This is a genomic window from Cupriavidus sp. 207A1, assembly GCF_057798955.1.
In genome coordinates this window covers 397128-418135 of the sequence record NZ_JBYOJO010000002.1, presented here as the reverse complement: position 1 = coordinate 418135, position 21008 = coordinate 397128, and the positions used below count along the sequence as shown (strand labels likewise).

Here is a 21008-nt window from a genome sequence, read left to right as displayed (position 1 = left end):
CTCAGGATCGGCCAGCCCGACGAGAGAGTTCGTCTTCTTTCAGATTCTTCCCTTCTACCTTTTACGCCTACCCGAAAGGAAACACGCATGAATATCCATGAGTATCAAGGCAAGGAAATCCTGCGCAAATACAATGTGCCGGTTCCGCGCGGCATCCCCGCGTTCTCGGTTGACGAGGCCCTGAAGGCCGCAGAACAACTCGGCGGCCCGGTGTGGGTTGTCAAGGCGCAGATCCACGCGGGTGGCCGCGGCAAGGGCGGCGGCGTCAAGGTTGCCAAGAGCATGGACGAGGTCAAGACCTACGCGTCCAACATCCTGGGCATGCAGCTGGTCACGCACCAGACCGGTCCGGAAGGCAAGAAGGTCAACCGCCTGCTGATCGAAGAAGGCGCCGACATCAAGAAGGAACTGTACGTTTCGCTGGTGGTGGACCGCGTGTCGCAGAAGATCGCCCTGATGGCGTCGAGCGAAGGCGGCATGGACATCGAGGAAGTCGCTGCCCACAGCCCGGAAAAGATCCACACCCTGATCGTCGAGCCGTCGACCGGCCTGACCGACGCTGACGCCGACGACATCGCCCGCAAGATCGGCGTGCCCGACGCGAGCGTGGCGCAAGCCCGCCAGGCCCTGCAAGGCCTGTACAAGGCGTTCTACGAAACCGACGCTTCGCTGGCCGAAATCAACCCGCTGATCCTGACCGGCGACGGCAAGGTGATCGCGCTCGACGCCAAGTTCAACTTCGACTCGAACGCGCTGTTCCGCCATCCGGAAATCGTCGCCTACCGCGACCTGGATGAAGAAGACGCCAACGAAATCGAAGCCTCGAAGTTCGACCTGGCCTATATCTCGCTGGACGGCAACATCGGCTGCCTGGTGAACGGCGCCGGCCTGGCCATGGCAACCATGGACACCATCAAGCTGTTCGGCGGCGAGCCGGCCAACTTCCTCGACGTGGGCGGCGGTGCCACCACCGAGAAGGTGACCGAAGCTTTCAAGCTGATGCTGAGCAACAAGAACGTGCAGGCCATCCTGGTCAACATCTTCGGCGGCATCATGCGTTGCGACGTGATCGCCGAAGGCGTGATCTCGGCCTCGAAGGCAGTGTCGCTGAACGTGCCGCTGGTCGTGCGCATGAAGGGCACCAACGAAGAGCTGGGCCGCAAGATGCTGGCTGACTCGGGCCTGCCGATCATCTCGGCCGACACGATGGAAGAAGCCGCCCAGAAGGTCGTGGCTGCCGCCGCCGGCAAGTAAGCCGAGGCGCCGTTACCCAATACAAGCGAACTTCGGCAGCGCGCGTGGCCTTTGCCCGCGCTGCCCGAGTCAAGCAAAGGACGAAAGCATGTCGATTCTGATCAACAAAGACACCAAGGTCATCACCCAGGGCATCACCGGCAAGACCGGCCAGTTCCACACCCGTGGCTGCCGTGACTACGCCAACGGCAAGAACGCGTTCGTCGCCGGCGTGAACCCGAAGAAGGCCGGCGAAGACTTCGAAGGCATTCCCATCTACGCCAGCGTCAAGGACGCCAAGGCCCAGACCGGCGCCACCGTGTCGGTCATCTACGTGCCGCCCGCAGGCGCCGCTGCCGCGATCTGGGAAGCCGTTGACGCCGACCTGGACCTGGTGGTCTGCATCACCGAAGGTATCCCCGTGCGCGACATGATGGAAGTAAAGGACCGCATGCGCCGCGAGAACAAGAAGACCCTGCTGCTGGGACCGAACTGCCCGGGCCTGATCACGCCGGACGAAATCAAGATCGGCATCATGCCGGGCCACATCCACAAGAAGGGTCGCATCGGCGTGGTGTCGCGCTCGGGCACCCTGACGTACGAAGCCGTGGGCCAGCTGACCGCGCTGGGCCTGGGCCAGTCGTCGGCTGTCGGCATCGGTGGCGACCCCATCAACGGCCTGAAGCACATCGACGTGATGCAGATGTTCAACGACGATCCGGAAACGGACGCCGTGGTCATGATCGGTGAGATCGGCGGTCCGGACGAAGCCAATGCGGCCAACTGGATCAAGGACAACATGAAGAAGCCGGTGGTCGGCTTCATCGCTGGCGTGACCGCGCCTCCGGGCAAGCGCATGGGCCACGCCGGCGCGCTGATCTCGGGCGGTGCCGACACCGCCCAGGCCAAGCTGGAAATCATGGAAGCCTGCGGTATCAAGGTGACCAAGAACCCGTCCGAAATGGGCCGCCTGCTGAAGGCAATGCTGTAAGCCCTGGCCGACTTTCCCGCGACAGCGGGATCGACCGTTCCCTCAATGCCCCCGCTTCGGCGGGGGCATTGTCTTTTCCGCGGAAGTGATTCAGGGGCCTTGATGACCCCGAACATTACAAGATTGAAATCTAATCGAAAGGTTGGTCGGGTAAACAGTCATGTCTGCGCCTTCAGACATCCGAAATCCCGTCAGATGACGAGGCGCGCCATCACATAGAACTCGAGGAGCCTCCCCGTGGAACTGCTGTCTTCCACCACTTTCTGGATTGCGTTGGGATCGATCATCCTGACCAATATCGTCCTGTCCGGCGACAACGCGGTGGTGATCGCACTCGCCTCGCGCAACCTGCCGCCGGCCCAGCAGAAGAAGGCCATCTTCTGGGGCAGCGCCGCCGCCATCATCATGCGCGTGGTGCTGACCGTGGCCGCGGTCAAGCTGCTGAGCCTGCCGTACCTGAAGATCATCGGCGCCGTGCTGCTGGTCTATATCGGCGTGCAGTTGCTGACCGGCGAGGACGACGAAGACGGCCATGACGCCAAGGACAATATCTGGGCCGCGATCCGCACCATCCTGATCGCCGACCTGGTGATGTCGCTGGACAACGTGGTCGCCGTGGCCGCCGCCGCGCAAAAGGGCCCGGAAGGCAGCCAGCTGCTGCTGCTGATCGTCGGCCTGGGGCTGTCGATCCCCCTGATCGTGTTCGGCAGCACCATCCTGCTCAAGGTGATGGAGCGCTTCCCCGTCATCATCGTGCTGGGCGCCGCGCTGCTCGGCTATCTCGCCGGCGAAATGCTGGTCAGCGACCCGGTCGACGCCGCCTGGTTCGAAATCCACGTGCCGCACGCCCACCTGGTCTTCGGCGCCGCCGGCGCGATCCTGGTCGTGATCATCGGCAAGCTGCTGAGCCGCCGGTCGGCACAGACGGCTTAACGGCAACCAGCGCATGCGCGAAGGGGCGGCCAGCGGGCCGCCCTTTTTCATTGGGGGCTGCGCCAGGTGTGTCGGTGCCCATGCCCACTAACTCATGTGAGTGATCGCACTTTTTGTCGCGCTTGCGTGTGGTAGCGGTCCAGGGTGACAATTTTTGGCGCAACCGGCAAGCATCACCCCGACGGGTGACGAAATTTGTCGTTTTTCACCCCCTACCGATGGGGGATGTGCCTGGCACACTTGCTGCTCAATCGTCCCCGCGTCACGAACCGAAGACGTGCAACGCTTAACCAAAATCTCTTCGAGGGGTCAAATCATGCAACGGGTACAACAACTGAAGAAGCTGGGCCGCCGCGTCCAGAAGGGCTTTACGCTGATCGAACTGATGATCGTGGTGGCGATCATTGGTATCCTGGCGGCGATTGCGATTCCCGCTTACCAAGACTACGTGATTCGCGCTCGCGTTACCGAAGGTTTGACGCTGGCTGATTCAGCAAAGACTTCTGTTACCGAGAATGCCGCGAACGGTGTCGCACTTGCAAACGGTTGGGCTGCTCCTGCCGCCACGCAAAACGTTACGGGCATTGCAATTGCGGCGAACGGTCAAGTTACCATTACTTATGCTGCCCGTGCGGGCAACGGTACACTCGTACTGGTGCCGTCTTCCGGCGGCGCTGCGCTTGTAGCCGGTACTCCGCCGGCTGGTGGCTCTGTGGATTGGGAGTGCTTTTCGGCGGCAAAGGCGGCCTCTACTCTGCCCGCTCCTGGCCCGGCGCCCGCAGCAGCTGCGACTCTCCCGGGTAACGTCTCACCGGTTAGCTGCCGTACCTAATCGTTCTGCGAACGAATGAAAAAGCGCCTTCGGGCGCTTTTTCTTTGCCTGGCGCCCAAGCTATCATGCGCCTTTTCCCAACCCAGGCGCCGCAATGCCGCCTTCCCGGCCAAACTTCTCGTCGGCTGTTCTCGTCGCAGCAATCGTCATCCCGCTGCTGGTCTCCCGGCACACGCTGCCGCTTGCCACGTTCTATGGCGAATGGGCGGCCGCGCTGTGCGGCATGGTCGCGGTTGCTGCCGTCGTGGTTCAAGCGATTCGCCGGCTGGGGACCTCGACTGACGTTGCTTTCGCATCGCTGCCGCTCATCTCGCTGCTATTTCTCTGGCTTGTTGTCGTCAGCCTGATCTTTGCGATCCATGGCCACGCCGACGTTTCCGGCAGCCGCCTGATGACTGTCCTCACGTTGCTGCTCGGCGCCACTGTGGCATCTGCTGCATGGTGGTACCGCCGCACCCAAGGCAGCACGTCGGATTCTGCGGACGCCCTTGCCATTGCGGCGTTGATCGCCGGCCTGCTCGGGACCGTCACCCAATGGGTCCAGCTCTTCCACCTCGAACCCCGCTCCTTCGGCCTCGTCTCCACCTACTTCTACGACACCAACCGCCGCCTCTGGGGCAACCTGAACCAGCCCAACCACCAGGCCACCGTACACGGCCTGGCACTGGTCGCGTCAGTGTGGCTGGCCTCGCGCGGCCGCTTGCGTTTCCCGATGTGGCTGGCCGCGGTGGCCCTGCTGGAAAGCGGCATCGTGCTGTCCGGCTCGCGTACCGGCGTGTTGCATGTGGGCCTTGCCGCGTGCTACGCGATGATTGCGGCATGGCTGGCGCGAGGCGAGCGCCGCGGTCCGGATCCGATGCAGCGCCCGGTTGGACTGGTCGTCGCTGCCGTTGCCATGGTGGCGATGCTCTTGATACTGCAACCCACGATCAAGGCGGCAGGGCAGGCCTTCGACTGGCGCCTGTTCGACACCATCGCCCAGCTTGAAGCCGAAGACCAGATCTCCGCGCGCGGCGCGCTGTGGGCGCACGCCATGGCGATGTTCCGCGCCCATCCGTGGTTCGGCGTCGGCTGGGGCGAGTTCGGCTGGGCGCAATTCCAGCAGCTGGAACAGGTGGGCGTGAAGGTCGAGATGTCCCTGCACGCCCACAACGCGATTCTCGACCTGCTGGCGAAGACCGGGGTCGTCGGCACCGTTGGCGTCGCCGTGATTTTGCTGGCGTGGCTGTGGCGGGTAGTGCGGGTGCGCTTGTGGCATGGCGATCCGGAAGAGCGCAGGCAGACGGTGCTGGTGCTGACCTGGCTGGCGATGCTGTGCGCGCATTCGATGCTGGAATACCCGCTGCATTACCTGTATTTCTTCCTGCCGTTCTGCTTCATGCTGGGGTGGCTGGAGCCGTCGGGCTTCGGGCGCTGGCGGGTGCCGTTGCCGGTGGCGCGGGGGCTGGCGCTGGCGTTTGTCGCGGTGGCCGCGGTGGTGCTGGGCACCATGTGGCAGGACTATCGGCGTGCGGAAGCGCGCGAGTATGCCGGCAGCGAAGGCCGCCAGGCGCTGCCGATGCCCCGCTTCTGGTTCCGCCAGCATGCGCAGGCCGATGCGGCGGGGCAGGCCGCGATCACGCCGGAGAATGCCGCGTCACTGTTGCCTGCGCATGTCGCGGCGGTGCACCTGCTGCCGACCCCTACCATGATCGCGCGCACGGCATGGCTGCTGGCGCTGACGGGCGATGCCGCGCAAGGCCGGCAGTGGATGGAGCGCCTGCGCTGGTACTACCTTGGCGACGAGGCCGCGCAGTACGCGACGATCGCGCAGGCGTGCCGCGGCGTCAAGGCGGAAGCGCGCCCGCAGGCGTTCTGCGGCTGGGTGCTCGACCGCTCGCGGCGGCTTGCCGAACTGGGCCGGGACTGACCTAGTAGTACGGGTACGGGCTGTAGTAGACCGGCGGCGGGGGCGGCGGATAGTAGTACCGCGGCGCCGGCGCCGGGACGGCGGCCACGCGCCCCGGCACGGGCACGCGATTGCCGCTGGCGTACATGCACTGCACGTAGGCGGCGTCGTACTGCTGCTGCGTGCCATAGCCGGCGTATTGCGCATTGCCGGCACCGACCGCGGCACCCGTGAGCAGGCCGACGCCTGCACCCACTGCCGCTCCCGACCCGCCGTCGAAGGCCGCCCCCGCGGCAGCGCCCAGCGCAGTGCCGACCACCGCGCTGCCGAGCGCGGCATTGTTGGCCGCCTGGGCCGAAGACACGCCGCCGACGCGCCCCAAGGCGAACTGCCGGCAGTTGTAGTCGTCGGCGCGGAACTGGTCGAAGTTCTTGCCGGTGCCGGGCAGTGCCATCACGCTGGGTCCGGAGGGCAGCACGGCGCAGGCGCCGAGGGCGAGGGTGGCCACGGCCAGCGTGGCGCGGGTCAGGGCATGCATGGTGTCACCCCGTGTCAGGAATTGGCGGGCGGCTGTGCCGGCACGCGTTGCCAGCCGCCAGGGCAGGATGCGACGTAAGGGTAGTAGCCTTCGGGCTGGCTGCAGTGGTACCACCAGCCCTGCTGCGGCATGACGCCGTCCGGGCCGGGGGCGGGCACCGGGCCGTTCGGGCCTTGCTCGATGTATTCTGGCGGCGCCGCGGGCACCGCGACTGCGGCGGGCGGGTAGTAGTACGGTGCGGGGTAGCCGTAGGGATAGCCGCCGTAGAACGCGCCGGGCCCGAGATAGATGCCCACGCCTACGCTGGTGCGCGTCTTCACCATGCCGTCGCGCAGATCGCCGCCATGCCAGGCGGCATCGTGGAGATCGGCCCGCCCGGCGAGGGCAGCGCCGCTGGCGGCCGTGGCCGCGAGTGCCAGGGCGATCTGGCAGAGCATGCGCCCGTTCATGGTGTCCACCTCATCCCCGCGCGCGTCGCGGACAGGGTCAGCCGGCCGCAATCCCTGGCGGCCCGCAATCATATTGAATACCAAATTGTCGCGCGCGGATGGTGGGGACGGCGCGTGTGGAAATGCGGCGTTACCTTTATTACCAGGGAAGGAAGATGGCGTAAGACGAGGCAACGTCCGCCCTGGCCCGGCGTACTGCACACGTCACGTACGCTGTGTCGCGAGCAGAGCGATCAACCCGCCGCTACCCAATCCCCGGACTTGCCGCCATGCTTTTCCAGCAGCTTCACATTGCCGATCACCATGCCGCGGTCCACCGCCTTGCACATGTCGTAGATCGTCAGCAGCGCGACCTGCACGCCGGTCAGTGCCTCCATCTCCACGCCGGTCTGGCCGCGGGTCTCGGTGCGCACGGTGCAGGCGACGGTGGCGGTGGCCTCGTCCAGCGCGAACTCGACCGCCACCTTGGTCAGGCCGATCGGGTGGCACAGCGGGATCAGGTCGGCGGTGCGCTTGGTGGCCATGATCGCCGCCACGCGGGCGATGCCGATCACATCCCCTTTCTTGGCGCTGCCGTCGCGCACCAGGGCGAAGGTGGCGGGCTGCATGGTGATGGTGCCGGTCGCCACCGCGACGCGATGGGTGCTGGCCTTGTCGCCGACGTCGACCATGTGGGCTTGTCCGGCGGTGTCGAAATGGGTGAGCTGGGTCATGATCGAGAGCTTCGGGCGAACTGCATGCATGGGGCCGCCGGTGCCGCCAGTGTCGCCCCGAAAGGTCCGACCGACGCGTCCGATGGGAACGGCCACGGGAGGCCGCTATCATAGCAACATGCCAAAACACCCATCGCTTCGCAGGTCTGCCGCATCTGGCCGTGGCGCCGTGGCGGATGCCGTTCCTGCCGGTTCCGCGTCACATCGCGAAGCCGGCCGCCGCCGCGCCGGCGGCGCCTGGGCGCCATGGCGGCGGCCGCTGGCGGCGCTGCTGGCGCTGACGTTCGCGGCACCGGCCTGGCCACAGGGTACGCCGCGCCCGGCAGCGGCGCCAGCGACGCCGGTGGCTGCGCCCCGTGCGCCGGCGCCGGCCACCTCGGCCGAGGCGGCGGACCAGGTCTACGACAACCTGAACCGCAGCGTCAAGGCGGGCCAGAAGTCCGAGTTCGGCCTGCGCACCAACAATGCGGTGGTGGAGGCGGGCGGCGTGCAGCTGCCGGATCTCGGCGACCCGTCCACCGCGTCGCTGTCGCCCGACATGGAAAAACGCCTGGGCGACCGCATCATGCGCGATATCCGGCGCGATCCGCTGTACGTGGCCGATCCGCTGCTGTCCGACTACCTGAACGCGCTCGGCTACCGGCTGGTGCAGGCGGCGCGGCGCCAGAACATCTCCGGCTCGACCGGCGCCGGCACCTTCGCCACCGGCTTCGACCTGTTCGCGGTGCGCGACCGCAGCATCAACGCCTTTGCGCTGCCCGGCGGCTATATCGGCGTGCACACCGGGCTGCTGGTGCAGTCCGATACCGAGTCCGAGCTGGCCTCGGTGCTGGGCCACGAAATCGGCCACGTGATGCAGCGGCATATCGCGCGCGGCATCACCCAGCAAGACCAGTCGATGTGGATTGCGCTGGCGTCGATGGTGCTGGCCGGGCTGGCCGCGACGCGCAGCCCGGATGCGGCGGCGGCGCTGGCCATGGGCGGGCAGGGCGCCGCCATTGCCAACCAGCTGTCGTTCTCGCGCGGCGCGGAGCGCGAGGCCGACCGGGTCGGCTTCCAGATCCTGACCGCGGCGGGCTTCGACCCGCAGGGCATGCCCGATTTCTTCATGCGGCTGCAGCGCGCCGCGGGCACCGCCGAGAATTCGGTGCCGTCCTATGTGCGCACCCACCCGCTGACCTCCGAGCGCATCGCCGACATGCAGGACCGCGTCAGCCATGCCAGCCAGCGCAAGGTGCCCAACACGCCCGAGTACGAATTTGCGCGCATGCGCGCCCGCGTGATCCAGGAAGCGTCGCCGAGCGAGCTGCAGAACCTGCGCGCGGCGCTGCGCACGCAACTGGCCGGAGCCTCCGCACTGCGCGCGCCGGCGGTGCACTACGCGCTGGCGTTGGTCGAGCAGCGCCTGCGCCGCTATCCGGCCGCCGAACAGGAACTTGCCGAAGCCCGCCGCCTGTACGGCAATATCCCCGGGGCCAGTTCCGGCAGCCCGATGCTCGACGTGATGGCGGTGGAACTGGCGCGCGCGCAGGGCCGCGTGCCCGAGGCACTGTCGCAGGCCAGCGCTTCGATGAAGGCCTTCCCGCTGTCGCACGCGGTGGCGGTGGCCTACGCCGAGACCCTGATCGGCTCCGGCCGCCATGACGAAGCGGTGCGCTTCCTGCGCGAGCGCACGCGCCAGGAGACCGGCCGCAGCGAATGGTGGGAGATGCTGGCGCGCGCGTACGCCGGCCAGGGCAAGCGGCTGCAGCAACATCAGGCCCTGGCCGAGAAATATGCGATGGATGGCGCCTACCAGGCCGCCATCGAACAGCTGCAGATCGCGCGCAAGGCCGGCGACGGCGATTTCTATACGCTGTCGGAGGTCGATGCGCGCCTGCACCAGCTGGAGCGCCAGTACCGCGAGGACAAGCAGGACAACAAGGGCATGCCCAACTGAGGTTCGAGGTTGGCGCGGCTCAGCCGGCCGGCGCCGCCGGCTGGCGCACGAAGCCGAAGCGCTTCGGCACCTCGCTCTCGGCGATCGGCTCGATTGCCAGGTCGCGGCCATCGTGGCGGAACACGCCCAGGTCGGCGCCGCAGGCTTCGCCATGCCAGGTGCTGGCGCCGCTGAACTGCTCCAGGTCGTGGTCGTGCAGCAGCGCCGCCTGCAACGCCGGCGCGGTGCCAGGCGCCATGCCGGCGACGGTGCCTGCCAGTACCACGTTGCCGTGCTCGTCGGCAAAGCAGGCCTGCAGCGTGAAGGGCTGCCCCGTGGTGGTCTGCAGCGCGCCCTGGTGCAGCCGCACGATCCACGGCGCATAGCCCAGCGTCACGAACACCCGCTGCGGCCCGTTCTGGAAGTACCAGCAGCCGCGTTCGTCGCACTGGTAGTTGCGTTCGATAAAGCCGATCAGCGCTTCATGGCGGATCGGGTCGCCCGAAAGCCCGTGCTGCTGCGCGTACTCATTGCGCAGGCGCCACTGCCCGCGGCGGTCCAGCGTGAGCCAGCCGTAGGCATTGGGCACGTTGGGCCAGCGTGCCATGGCCTGCCTGACGATGTCGTCCATCTCGGTCTCCCCGGCGGGCTGTCGGGACCGGCGCCCGCCTTACATCATGCTGTCGAAAAATCTCAGGATCCGTGCCGGCAGCCATTCGATATGACCGCCGAAGCGTCCGTCGGCCCGCAGCGGCAGGTGGCGGCGCCAGTCCGCGGGCGGCGTCATGAAGCCGACATGGCCGCCGTGCTCGGGCTGTTCCAGCCAGACCTGCGGGCTGGCGTCGGCCGGGCCGGGCAGGTGCCGAGCGGGCAGGAAGGGATCGTTGCGCGCGTTGAGCACCAGCGTGGGCACGGCGATCTCGCGCAGCACGGGTTTGCTGGCGGCGCGGCGCCAGTAGTCGTCGGTATCGGCAAAGCCGTGCAGCGGCGCGGTGACGACATTGTCGAAGGCGTACAGGTCGCGGCTGGCCAGCATGGCGTCGCGGTCGAACAGGCCCGGGAACTGCTCCAGCTTGGCCAGCGACTTGCGCTTGAGCGTCTGCAGGAACATGCGCGTGTAGACCAGGTTGAAGCCGGCCGACAGCGCGGCGCCGCCGGCGGCCAGGTCCAGCGGCGCGGAAATCGCCGCGGCCGCATGCACGTGGCCGGCGGCGCTGCCGTCTTCGCCCAGCATGCGCAGCAAGGCGTTGCCGCCCAGCGAGATGCCCACCACCAGCAGCTTGCGGCCGCCGGCGCAGTGGTGCTGGCGCAGGCGCTCCAGCACCCAGCGGATTTCGGCCGAATCGCCCGAGTGGTAGAAGCGCGGCGCCAGGTTGAGCTCGCCGGAACAGCCGCGGAAATGCGGGATCACGCCCTGCCAGCCGCGCAGCGACAGCGCATGCATCAGCGCCTGCGCGTAGTGGCTGCCGGAGTCGCCCTCGAGGCCGTGGAACATCACCACCAGCGGCGTCTGCGCCTGCACCGCATGTGTGGTCCAGTCGAGGTCGATGAAGTCCTGGTCGGGCGTGGCCCAGCGTTCGCGGCGAAAGCCCACGCGCGGCGGGCGGCGGGTGAAACGCGCAGGGATGATGGTCTGGGCATGGCCGCCGCGCAGCCACCAGGGCATCGGCGTGCCATCGCCATAGCCGTGCGCGCTGGCGGGATCTGCCTGGACCGCGTAGGGCAGTCGGTGGTGCGGAAGCTGCGTCATGCCGGCTTGTGTTGCAGCAGGCCGCTGCGCGGCCGCGGGTTCAGTGCAGCGCCTGGCCGGGCGTGGCGGCCACCGCGGCAACCTGCACCGCGTTGGCCGGGCTGCAGTGGATGTGGGCCAGGCGCCAGCCTTCGTGGTTCTGCATCAGCACGTAGGTGGTGTGCACGTACAGGTCGGCCTCGACGCGGTCGCTGCCGAAGCGCAGCGCCTCGGTCACGTCGAAGATCGACACGGCCATCGACGCATGGCTGCTGGTCTCGATGGCGTCGACCAGCACTGGCTGTTCTTCCAGCAGCTGCGAGAAGGCCTGGCGCAGCTGTTCGTGGCCGATCAGGCGCTGGCCGTCGGGCAGCACGCAGGTGATCGAGTCTTCGTCCAGCCACAGGCGCAGCGCGCCTTCGGCGTCGCGCAGCTTCAGCGCTTCGCGGAAAGCGTCGACGATGTCTTCGGCGGAATCGAACAGGCGGGCAAAGCGAGGCATGTTGGCAATGGACGTGGCTAGGGCGGGGAGGTCAGGGCCGGTGCAGGAGCTTGCGCAGCTCGACGAACACCATTTCCGGTTCGATCTCTTTCAGGCAGCGCAGGTGGCCCAGCGGGCACTCGCGCTTGAAGCACGGACTGCACTCCAGCTGCAGCCACATGATACTCGCTGCCTGTGACAGCGGCGGCGTGTGGCGCGGGTCGCTCGAGCCGTACACCGCCACCTGCGGCCGGCCCAGCGCCGCGGTCACGTGCATCAGGCCCGAATCGTTGCAGACCGCGGCTTCGGCCAGCGCCAGCAGGTCGACCGCGTCGTCGAGCGAGGTCTGGCCGCACAGGTTGCGCACGAACGGGGCCTCGCTGGTGATTTCGGCGGCGATCTCGGCATCCTTGGCCGAGCCCAGCGCGATCATCTGCGCGTACGGATACGAGCGCCGCAGCATCTGCGCCAGCCTGGCGAAATGCGCCGCGGGCCAGCGCTTGGCTGGGCCGAACTCGGCGCCCGGGCAGAACGCGATCACGCGCGTGTGCGGCGCCAGGCCGAAGCGCTCGGCGGTGGCGGCCACGCGCGCCGGGTCCACGCGCAGGCGCGGCTCGGTCAGGTTCTCGGGCAGGCGGGCGCCGGGCTTGAGCGCCAGGCGCGCGTAGTGCTCCACCATCGGCGGGCGGTGGTCGCGCGGCGGATTGGCGTGGCGCACGTTGAGCATGCCGAAGCGCGCTTCGCCGCGGTAGCCGATGCGCAGCGGAATGCCGGCCAGCCACGGGATCAGCGCCGACTTGAGCGAGTTCGGCAGCACGTAGGCGAGGTCATAGCCTTCGTTCTTCAGCTGCTGCGCGAACATCAGCCGCGCCGACAGCTGCAGCTTGCCGTGCGCAAGGTCCGACGGGAACACGCGGCCGATTTCCGGCATGCGCGCGAGCACCGGCGCGACCCACTTGGGCGCGAGGGCGTCGATGACCAGGCGCGGATGGCGTGCCTTGAGCAGCGCGAACAGCGGCTGCGCCATCAGGGCGTCGCCGATCCAGTTGGGGGCGATGACGAGGGCTTTCTTCATGGAAGGGGCGCAAGGAGCCGGCACGGGCGCAGCGGCGCGGGCGCCGGCAACGCCAACGCTCCGGGGCGCCTGTGGGCGGCCCGGAGCGTCAGGGGAGTGCGATGGCAGGCGGCTCGGGTCAGTGGTGGCCCTTCAGCACGGTGCCCGGCTTGAGCTTGTACACGGTGCCGCAGTACGGGCACTTGGCTTCGCCGGTGTCGGCCACGTCGAGAAACACGCGCGGATGGTAGTTCCAGGCCGGGGTGTTGGCGGTCGGGCAGTGCAGCGGAATGTCTTCGGCGCCGATTTCGATGATGGTCGCGGTTTGCGTCATGGTGTTGCAGGGAATAAAACGTATTGTTTGTCAAAACAAGGCGCGTGCCGCGCCCGCGGGGGCGGGCGACTGGCACGCGGGCCGGCGGCCGGTGCTCACACCAGCGTCAGCCACTTCTTGTACTTTTCGTCGGTGCCGCCGACGGCGGCAAAGAAGGCGTCCTGGATCTGCTTGGTCACCGGGCCGCGGCGGCCTTCGCCGATGATGCGGTCGTCCAGCTCGCGGATCGGCGTGACTTCGGCGGCGGTGCCGGTGAAGAAGGCTTCGTCGGCGCAGTACATCTCGTCGCGGGTGATGCGCTTCTCGCGCACTTCGATGCCCAGGTCGCGCGCGATGGTCAGGGTGGCGTCGCGGGTGATGCCGTCCAGGCACGAGGCCAGGTCCGGGGTGTAGATCACGCCGTTGCGCACGATGAAGACGTTCTCGCCCGAGCCTTCGCTGACGTAGCCGTCGGTGTCGAGCAGCAGCGCTTCGTCGTAGCCCAGGCCGGTGGCCTCCTGGTTGGCCAGGATCGAGTTGATGTAGTAGCCGCTGGCCTTGGCGCGCACCAGCGACACGTTGACGTGGTGGCGGGTGAACGACGAGGTCTTCACGCGGATGCCGCGCTCCATGCCTTCCTCGCCCAGGTAGGCGCCCCACGGCCACGCGGCGATGGCGACGTGGATGGTGTTGCCCTTGGCCGAGACGCCCAGCTTTTCCGAGCCGATCCACACGATCGGGCGGATGTAGCAGGATTCCAGGTTGTTGGCGCGCACCACTTCGCGCGTGGCGGCTTCGAGCGTGGCCTCGTCGAACGGCATCGCCATCTGGAAGATCTTGGCGGAATTGAACAGGCGGCGGGTGTGCTCTTTCAGGCGGAAGATGGCGGTGCCGGCGGGGGTCTTGTAGGCGCGCACGCCCTCGAACACGCCCATGCCGTAGTGCAGCGTATGCGTCAGCACATGGATCTTGGCGTCGCGCCACTCGATCAGCTTGCCATCCATCCAAATCTTGCCGTCGCGATCCGCCATCGACATGTCCGTTCTCCCTGCGCCGTGGAAATAGCAAAAACGATATTGTAAGCCCCGGGGGCATGGGTCACAACGCGGCGCGGGCGCCGCGGCGGTCTAGAATGCGCTTTTCCCCGGCATTGTCGCCGCATTGTCGCTGCATAGGCGGCGGCGTGCCGCCAGTCGACCTTCCTGCAAGCCGTGCCTTCGAGCCCACATTCCAGCCCCCATCGCCAGTCTGCCCGGCCTGACGCGCTGCCGGACGCCCCTGGCGCGCCGGAGGTCGACTGGCAGCAGGCGCTGGACGCGCTGCGCGCCCTTGCCGGCACCGATCCGGCCACCGCTCAAGGTGCGGCGGCACCGGCCCGGCGCCTGCTGTGGGCGCTGACGCTGGACGCCGACGGCGCGCCCGGCACGATCGAGCCGCTCGAGCAGGTGCGCGGCCCCAAGGGCTGGGGCAAGCCCCGGCCGGTGCCGCTGGCGCGCATCGCCGAGGACGACCGGCTCGAGCCATGGGATGCGCGCGTGGCGCGCGCCATCCGCCGCGATGCCTCGCACAACCGCCGCTACGTGCTCGACCGCGCCATGGCGCTGATGGCGCTGGCCGGGCACCCGGGCGTGGTGCTGGCCCACGCGCCCACGCAGACGCTGGACGTGGTCGAGGACGCGCCCGCGCTGGAGGCCGTGCGCAGCGCCGGCCGCTACGTGCTGCGCCTGTTCCCGCCGGTGCGCGGGGCGCCGGCGCTGGAGGCACTGCTGCCCGCCGCCGCGCGGCAGGAGGCCGAGGCGCTGCGCCAGTTCACGCTGCTGCGCGACGGCCCGCACCGGCTGCGGCTGATCCGCTATACCCCGGCGCAGTTCGAGGCCGCGCGGCTGATCGGCGACGGCCTGGCGATTCCCGAGGAAGGCCACGCCCGGCTCGACCAGACCCTGCGCGCGCTGGCCGGCCAGTTCCAGATCCAGGCCGATGCCGCGGCGGGCTCGCGCGCGGTCGAGGCCGAGGCACGGCTGCGTGCCGAAGTGGCGCCGGTGGGGCGCGGCATCTCGCTGCGGCTGGTGGTGACGCCGCTGGGCCCGCTCGGGCCGCGGCTGGCGCCGGGTGCCGGACGCGAACGGCTGATGGCCACGGTGCGCGGCGAGACCCTGTCCACGCAGCGCGACCTCGACGCCGAGCTGGCCAGCGTGGCCGAGGTCTTCGCCGCGCTGCCGCAGCTGGTGGCGCTGTCGCCGCCGTGCGGCGAGTACACCTGGGCACTCGACGATCCCGAGGATGCGCTCGCGGTGGTCGAGGCGCTGCCGTCGCTGCCCGCCGTGCAGGCGGTCGAATGGCCGCGCGGCAAGGAATTGCGCGTGCTGCCCGCCGACCTGCCGCAGCTGGGGGTGCAGGTCGAGAGCCGTGGCGCGTGGTACAAGCTGGCGGGCGAGCTGCGGGTGGCCGAGGGGCTGGTGCTGGAACTGGGCAAGCTGATCGACTGGACCGGCAGCCATGCCGGGCGCTTCGTGCCGATGGGGCAGGGGGTCTATGTGGCGCTGACGCAGGTGCTGCGCGGCCGGCTGCGCGATCTTGCCGGCGTGGGCGAGCGCTTTACGGATGGCACCCGCGATGGCATCCGCGTGCCGCAGATGGCGACGCCGTGGCTGGACGACGTGCTGGCCGGCGCGGGTGTCGATCCCGACGCGCATTTCCGCGCGCGCATCGACCGGCTGCGCGCCGCGCGCGAGAGCGAGATCGCGCTGCCGGCCACGCTGGCGGCCGAGCTGCGCCCATACCAGGAAGCCGGCTACCGCTGGGCCATGACGCTGGCCGCCTCCGGCCTGGGCGCCTGCCTGGCCGACGACATGGGCCTGGGCAAGACCCTGCAGGCGCTGGCCGTGCTGGTCGCGCGCGCCGGCGGCGGCGCGGCGCTGGTGATCGCGCCGACCTCGGTGTGCGGCAACTGGGCCGCCGAGGCGCGGCGCTTCGCGCCCACGCTCAACGTCCATGTCTATGCCGAGGGCGATCGCGACGCGCTGCTGGCGCAGGCGGGGCCGCATGATGTGGTGATTGTCTCGTACACGCTGCTGCAGCAGGCCAGCGACGCTTTCTGCGCGCGCGCCTGGCATACCGTGGTGGCCGACGAGGCCCAGGCCTTCAAGAACGCGGTCACGCGGCGGGCGCAGGCGATGTTCGCGCTGCCGTCGGACTTCCGCATGGCGCTGACCGGCACCCCGGTGGAGAACCGGCTGGCCGAGCTGTGGTCGGTGATGCGGTTCTGCAATCCGGGCCTGCTGGGCTCGCTGGCCCGCTTCAACGAGCATTTTGCCAACCCGATCGAACGCGCCGGCAGCCGCGAGGCGCGCCTGCGGCTGCGCCGCATGGTCGCGCCGTTCGTGCTGCGCCGGACCAAGGCGCAGGTGCTGGATGAACTGCCGCCTCGGACTGAGCTGGTGATCCGGGTCGAGCCCGAGCCGGTCGAAGCCGCGCACTACGAGGCGCTGCGCCGCCAGGCCCAGACCGAAGCCGAGGCCGCGCTGGCACGCGTCGAAGCCGCGCGCAAGGCCTCCCGTGATGCGCCCGCCGGCGCCAGGGAACGGGCGCTGGCGCAGGCCCAGCACCAGGCGCAGGCGCGCCTGCACGTGCTGGCGCAGCTGATGCGGCTGCGCCGCGCCGCCTGCGATCCGCGCCTGGTCACGCCGGAAGTGAGCGGGCAACTGAGCCAAGGCGCCAAGGTGCGGGCCTTCGTCGAACTGGCCAGCGGGCTGGCCGCCAGCGGCCACAAGACCCTGGTGTTCAGCCAGTTCGTCGATTTCCTGCAGCTGCTGCGCCAGGGGCTGGAGCATGCCGGGCTGGCGCTGCAATACCTGGACGGCGCCACCCCCGCGGCCGAGCGCACGCGCCGCGTGGCCGCGTTCCAGGCGGGCGAGGGCGATGTCTTCCTGATCAGCCTGAAGGCCGGCGGCTTCGGCCTGAACCTGACCGCGGCCGACTACGTCATCATCGCCGACCCGTGGTGGAACCCCGCCGCCGAAGACCAGGCCATGGGCCGCGCGCACCGCATCGGCCAGCAGCGCCCGGTCACGGTGTACCGGCTGATCAATGCGGGCACCATCGAGGAGCGCATCGTCGAGCTGCACCGCGACAAGCGCGCACTCGCCGACGGCCTGCTGGAAGCCGACGACGACCACGCCGCCGGTACCGGGGCGCCGCTGCCGGATGTCGACGAACTGGTGGGGCTGCTGCGGCGCTGAAGCGCAGTGCGCGCCGAGGCCGTTGCCATATGCCCGCACGGCATACCTTCAGGCAAACTCAGTCGTTTGGTTTTGGCAGGAACCTTGCTATCTTGTTGCGCTGGCCCGGGGCTCAGATCCCGGCCATTGCTCAGGTCCGCCGCGAAGTCCGCCGCGCCGGGCCGCTTCCTTGTGACATTCACCGACGGTGCCCCCATGCCCAACTCGTCCCGCCTGCTTCCGCGCTTGTCCTTCCGTTCCGCCTTCCGCGTGGCCGCGCTGTGCGCCGCCGTGGCCGGCACGGCCAGCTTGCCCGCCCATGCGCAGGGCGAATGGCCGGCGCAGCCGGTAACGATCCTGATGGGCTTCACCGCCGGATCCGGCGTCGACATCGTCGGCCGTACGCTGCAGGAATCGCTGCAGAAGTCGCTGAAGACCACCATCGTCTATGACTACCGGCCGGGCGCCGGCGGCAACGTGGCCTCCGAGGTGGTGGCGCATGCCAAACCGGACGGCTACACGCTGCTGCTCGGCACCGCCGCGACGCACGGCATCAACCCGGCGCTGTACAAGACCCTGCCGTTCGATGCCGACGCCGATTTCACCCCGATCGCGCCGCTGGTCGAGGTCTCCAACGTGCTGACCGTCAACCCGGCGGTGCTCGACGTCAAGTCTGTCAAGGAGTTCATCGAGAAGGTCAAGGCCAATCCCGGCAAGTACAACTTTGCCTCTACCGGCAACGGCACCGGCACCCACCTGGCGTTTGCCGAGTTCAATGCGCGCGCCGGGCTGGACATGGTGCACGTGCCCTACAAGGGCGGCCCCGACGCGCTGCAGGCGGTGGTGAAGGGCGAGGTCTGCTGCATCTTCAACCAGGTGCAGAGCGTGCTGCCGCAGTTCCGCGCCGGCAAGGTGCGCCTGCTGGGCGTGACCACCAAACAGCGCGTGCAGGTGATCGCCGATGTGCCGACCATTGCCGAGAGCGGCCTGCCCGGCTTCAACAGCACCATCTGGTTCGGCCTGTTCGGGCCCAGGGGGCTGGACCCGAAGATCGCCCGCAAGGTCAATGACGCGGTCAAGGTGGCGCTGGAAACGCCGGCGATCCGCCAGAAGCTGATCGATGCCGGCAACACGCCGCGGGTCGAGACCGTGGAGCAGTTCAAGGCCACGGTGAAGGCCGACCGCCAGAAGTGGGCGGGCGTGGTCAAGACCGTGGGCGCGTCGATCGACTGATGCGTTGCCGGCGGCAGCGCCCGCGGCGCTAGGGGCGCACGCCCAGCCGCGTCAGCAGGTGCGCCAGCTGCGCCTGCGTGCCGGTGCCGGTCTTGGTGAAGATCGCCTTGAGCTGGGTGCGCCCGGTCTCGCGCCGGATGCCGATCAGCTCGCAGGCCTCGGGCAGGCCGATGCCCGATGACAATTGCAGCGCCAGCCGGATCTCCGCCGGCGTCAGGCCGTAGAGGTCGCGCAGCACGGTCGGCAGCGTCATCGGCGCGGCGCCCGGTTCGTGGATCGCCACCAGCACGCTGGGGCGCTGCCATTCCAGCGCGAGGTGATGTGCCGGGGGCAGCGGCAGCAGGATCACCTGCGCCTGCCGCCCGGCGCCGTCGACGGCGCGCAGCGCCTGCGCCGGCTGCGCGCTGGCCGGGTTGCTCGCCGCGCGCAGCGCTTCCGCGAACGGGCGCGACAGGGTCCAGCCGCCATCCTCGCGCGCGGCCAGCGGCGCCGCGACGCTGGTCTCGATCGACACCGCCGGCAGCAGCCGGCGCACCCAGGCTTCGCCGATGCTGTTGGCCAGCAGCGCCTTGCCATCTTCGCGGAACACGATCACGCCGAACGGCAGCCGCTCCATCAACTGCGACGACGCATGCGCCAGCGCCGACACCTGGTGGGTGCGCTCGCGCAGCGCCATGGCCTGGCGCACGTGCGGGATGGCCCAGTCGAGCGCGCGCGCGTCCTCGGGTGAGTAATGGTCGTGGCCATGCGGGCGCTGCAGCGACAGGAACACGTCGTAATGCGGCTGGCGCTCGATCAGGCAGGCCATCACCGACGACTGTTCGATCGGCCGCAGGAACTCGCCGTAGAAGGGCGACTGCCGCATGACCTGCGGCCCCAGCTCGCGCGAATCGATATACCAGCTGCCCACCGCCATGCGCCGCGCGAACGGCAGCGCCGGGTCGATCGCGGCGAACTGGTCGCGATAGGCGGCGACGGCCTCGGGCATCGGGTTGACCTCCTGGTGTACCAGCACGCGCTGGTGCACGGTGTCGAGCACGAGCAGATGCGCGTGGCTGCTGCCGCTGGCCTGGCACAGCGCACTCAGGCTGCGCTGCCAGGCATCGGCGTCGAAAATCCCCTCGTACAGCGCGCGAATGGTGTCGTGCATCTGTGTGTCGCTCATGGCTTCCCTTCTTTTTACTTCTTGTACTTTTGGTACTTTACCCGCGTGGCAGAGCGCGTGCCGCCGGCGCGGCGCCGGCCCGTGGCACGGCTTGCGGGTTCAGCCCTGTTCCAGCGCCGCGCCCAGGCGCGAGAGCAGGTGCGTGAGCTGGGCCTGGCTGTTGCAGCCGGTCTTGTGGAATACCGCCTTGAGCTGCGTGCGCGCGGTTTCGTGGCGGATGCCGAGCTGCTGGCTGGCTTCGGGCAGGCCCTGGCCGTGCGCCAGCTGCACGCTCAGCCGGGTCTCGGCCGGCGTCAACCCGTAGAGGTCGCGCAGCACGGGACCGAGCAACAGCGGGGCGCGGTCCTGCTCGTGCACGATCACCAGCGCGGCCGGTTCCTGCCACTGCGCGGCAAAGGCGTGCGACGGCGGCAGCGGCAGCACGATGACCTGCGCGCTGGCGTCGCCGCTGGTGGCGCGCGCCGCCTGGGCGGCCACGGCGTGGCGCGGGTCGCAGGCGGCCTGGACCATGTCGGCGAACGGGCGCGACAGGGTCCAGTCCGACACCTTGCCCGCCGGGTCCAGGCGCCGCGCCCAGCGTTCGCCGGCGCGGTTGCACAACAGCACGTGGCGCTGCGGCGAAAACACCAGCAGGGCGAAATTGAGCCGCTCCACCAGCTGCGTCGACAGCCGCGCCAGCACCGTCAGCCCGAGGGTGCGGTCGCGCATCGCCATGGCGCTGCGCATATGCGGGATGATCCAGTCGAGGCCGCCGGTGTCGACGCTCGAGAACAGCGGCTGCCGGCGCGCGCGCTGCATCGAGAAATAGACTTCGTAATGGGGCTGCCGCTCGACCAGGCAGGCCACGTAGGAGCGCAGGCCATAGCGGTGGAAGAAATCGCGGTAGAACGGATGGCGCGCCATGGTGCCTTCGCCCAGCTCGCGCGCGTCGATATACCAGCCGCCCGGCTGCAGGGCCGGCGCGAACTGCTTGGCCGGGTCGATCGCCTGGTAATCCGATTCGTATTCGGTGAACAGCTCGACCACCGGATTGACGATCTCGTTGACGCTGATCTGGTCGCGCACCGTGTCCCAGACCATCATCGAGGCATGTGCCGCGCCCGCCAGCCCGGTCAGGGTGCGCAGGCTGTCCTGCCAGGCTCCCGGATCCAGAATGCCCTCGTACAAGCCGCGGATCGCTCCGTGAATGTCGGCTTCATTCATCTGACTTACCCCTTGCATTCGCGACAAAATAAATGCGCGGCGCCGGTGGTGCGTCCGCTCGCAACCCGGCATGCTTTGTTGTTCTGGCTGCTTGCGGCGGGCCGTATTGTCAGCCTCT

Annotated in this window: 19 protein-coding genes; 8 read left to right on the top strand and 11 right to left on the bottom strand. The window is 68.8% G+C overall.

Annotation, left to right across the window (positions count from 1 at the left end; all coding sequences use genetic code 11):
- The first annotated feature begins 87 nt into the window (after nt 1-87).
- The 5 genes from sucC (at nt 88) to AC3FMM_RS04660 (ending at nt 5898) form a co-directional block, all read left to right on the top strand.
- Nucleotides 88-1254 carry an ADP-forming succinate--CoA ligase subunit beta gene (gene sucC, locus AC3FMM_RS04680; protein ID WP_115679441.1) on the top strand — a complete coding sequence of 389 codons (1167 nt, stop codon included), beginning with the start codon at nt 88-90 and terminating at the stop codon, nt 1252-1254.
- An 88-nt stretch (nt 1255-1342) separates the two neighbouring features.
- On the top strand, nt 1343-2224 hold the full coding sequence (sucD, locus tag AC3FMM_RS04675) for a succinate--CoA ligase subunit alpha (protein ID WP_115679443.1): 882 nt from the start codon (nt 1343-1345) through the stop codon (nt 2222-2224).
- 237 nt (nt 2225-2461) lie between these two features.
- Nucleotides 2462-3157 (top strand): TerC family protein, encoded by a 696-nt coding sequence (locus tag AC3FMM_RS04670; RefSeq protein ID WP_116312174.1) that lies wholly within the window; start codon nt 2462-2464, stop codon nt 3155-3157.
- Nucleotides 3158-3473: 316 nt separating this feature from the next.
- Nucleotides 3474-3989, top strand: a complete 516-nt coding sequence (locus tag AC3FMM_RS04665) for a pilin (RefSeq protein WP_115679445.1) — start codon at nt 3474-3476, stop codon at nt 3987-3989.
- Nucleotides 3990-4083: 94 nt separating this feature from the next.
- Nucleotides 4084-5898 carry a PglL family O-oligosaccharyltransferase gene (locus AC3FMM_RS04660; protein WP_488686178.1) on the top strand — a complete coding sequence of 605 codons (1815 nt, stop codon included), beginning with the start codon at nt 4084-4086 and terminating at the stop codon, nt 5896-5898.
- Nucleotide 5899: 1 nt separating this feature from the next.
- Here AC3FMM_RS04660 and AC3FMM_RS04655 read toward each other — a convergent pair whose 3' ends face one another.
- The 3 genes from AC3FMM_RS04655 to moaC form a co-directional block, all read right to left on the bottom strand.
- Nucleotides 5900-6415 carry a hypothetical protein gene (locus AC3FMM_RS04655; protein WP_473703455.1) on the bottom strand — a complete coding sequence of 172 codons (516 nt, stop codon included), beginning with the start codon at nt 6413-6415 and terminating at the stop codon, nt 5900-5902.
- A gap of 14 nt (nt 6416-6429) precedes the next feature.
- Nucleotides 6430-6864: a hypothetical protein gene (locus tag AC3FMM_RS04650; RefSeq protein WP_488686177.1), complete on the bottom strand. Its 435-nt coding sequence runs from the start codon at nt 6862-6864 to the stop codon at nt 6430-6432.
- Between the two features lie 233 nt (nt 6865-7097).
- Nucleotides 7098-7577: a cyclic pyranopterin monophosphate synthase MoaC gene (gene moaC, locus AC3FMM_RS04645; protein WP_035816150.1), complete on the bottom strand. Its 480-nt coding sequence runs from the start codon at nt 7575-7577 to the stop codon at nt 7098-7100.
- 118 nt (nt 7578-7695) lie between these two features.
- Between moaC and AC3FMM_RS04640 the strand changes: the two genes are divergently transcribed.
- On the top strand, nt 7696-9516 hold the full coding sequence (locus AC3FMM_RS04640) for a beta-barrel assembly-enhancing protease (protein WP_488686176.1): 1821 nt from the start codon (nt 7696-7698) through the stop codon (nt 9514-9516).
- A gap of 19 nt (nt 9517-9535) precedes the next feature.
- On the opposite strand, the gene AC3FMM_RS04635 is transcribed toward AC3FMM_RS04640, so the two are convergent.
- The 6 genes from AC3FMM_RS04635 to AC3FMM_RS04610 all read right to left on the bottom strand — a co-directional run bounded on the left by AC3FMM_RS04635 (nt 9536) and on the right by AC3FMM_RS04610 (nt 14109).
- Nucleotides 9536-10126: a DUF2946 family protein gene (locus tag AC3FMM_RS04635; RefSeq protein ID WP_115708271.1), complete on the bottom strand. Its 591-nt coding sequence runs from the start codon at nt 10124-10126 to the stop codon at nt 9536-9538.
- Nucleotides 10127-10165: 39 nt separating this feature from the next.
- Nucleotides 10166-11245, bottom strand: a complete 1080-nt coding sequence (locus AC3FMM_RS04630; RefSeq protein ID WP_488686175.1) for a YheT family hydrolase — start codon at nt 11243-11245, stop codon at nt 10166-10168.
- A 40-nt stretch (nt 11246-11285) separates the two neighbouring features.
- Nucleotides 11286-11726 carry a YybH family protein gene (locus AC3FMM_RS04625; protein ID WP_012351840.1) on the bottom strand — a complete coding sequence of 147 codons (441 nt, stop codon included), beginning with the start codon at nt 11724-11726 and terminating at the stop codon, nt 11286-11288.
- 31 nt (nt 11727-11757) lie between these two features.
- The gene (gene waaF / locus AC3FMM_RS04620; protein ID WP_115708275.1) at nt 11758-12780 is read right to left on the bottom strand and encodes a lipopolysaccharide heptosyltransferase II; all 1023 of its coding nucleotides are present in this window, start codon (nt 12778-12780) and stop codon (nt 11758-11760) included.
- A 118-nt stretch (nt 12781-12898) separates the two neighbouring features.
- On the bottom strand, nt 12899-13093 hold the full coding sequence (locus AC3FMM_RS04615; protein ID WP_010812205.1) for a zinc-finger domain-containing protein: 195 nt from the start codon (nt 13091-13093) through the stop codon (nt 12899-12901).
- 95 nt (nt 13094-13188) lie between these two features.
- Nucleotides 13189-14109 (bottom strand): branched-chain amino acid transaminase, encoded by a 921-nt coding sequence (locus AC3FMM_RS04610; RefSeq protein WP_111518487.1) that lies wholly within the window; start codon nt 14107-14109, stop codon nt 13189-13191.
- Nucleotides 14110-14283: 174 nt separating this feature from the next.
- Here AC3FMM_RS04610 and AC3FMM_RS04605 point away from each other — a divergent pair, with 174 nt between their 5' ends.
- Both AC3FMM_RS04605 and AC3FMM_RS04600 read left to right on the top strand, forming a co-directional pair.
- A complete protein-coding gene (locus AC3FMM_RS04605) occupies nt 14284-17310 on the top strand; it encodes a DEAD/DEAH box helicase (RefSeq protein WP_488686174.1) in 3027 nt (1008 codons plus the stop codon).
- A 195-nt stretch (nt 17311-17505) separates the two neighbouring features.
- Nucleotides 17506-18522: a Bug family tripartite tricarboxylate transporter substrate binding protein gene (locus AC3FMM_RS04600; protein WP_115711551.1), complete on the top strand. Its 1017-nt coding sequence runs from the start codon at nt 17506-17508 to the stop codon at nt 18520-18522.
- A gap of 28 nt (nt 18523-18550) precedes the next feature.
- On the opposite strand, the gene AC3FMM_RS04595 is transcribed toward AC3FMM_RS04600, so the two are convergent.
- Nucleotides 18551-19687 (bottom strand): helix-turn-helix transcriptional regulator, encoded by a 1137-nt coding sequence (locus AC3FMM_RS04595; RefSeq protein WP_115708279.1) that lies wholly within the window; start codon nt 19685-19687, stop codon nt 18551-18553.
- A 99-nt stretch (nt 19688-19786) separates the two neighbouring features.
- A complete protein-coding gene (locus AC3FMM_RS04590) occupies nt 19787-20890 on the bottom strand; it encodes a helix-turn-helix transcriptional regulator (protein ID WP_115708281.1) in 1104 nt (367 codons plus the stop codon).
- Between the last annotated feature and the right edge of the window lie 118 nt (nt 20891-21008).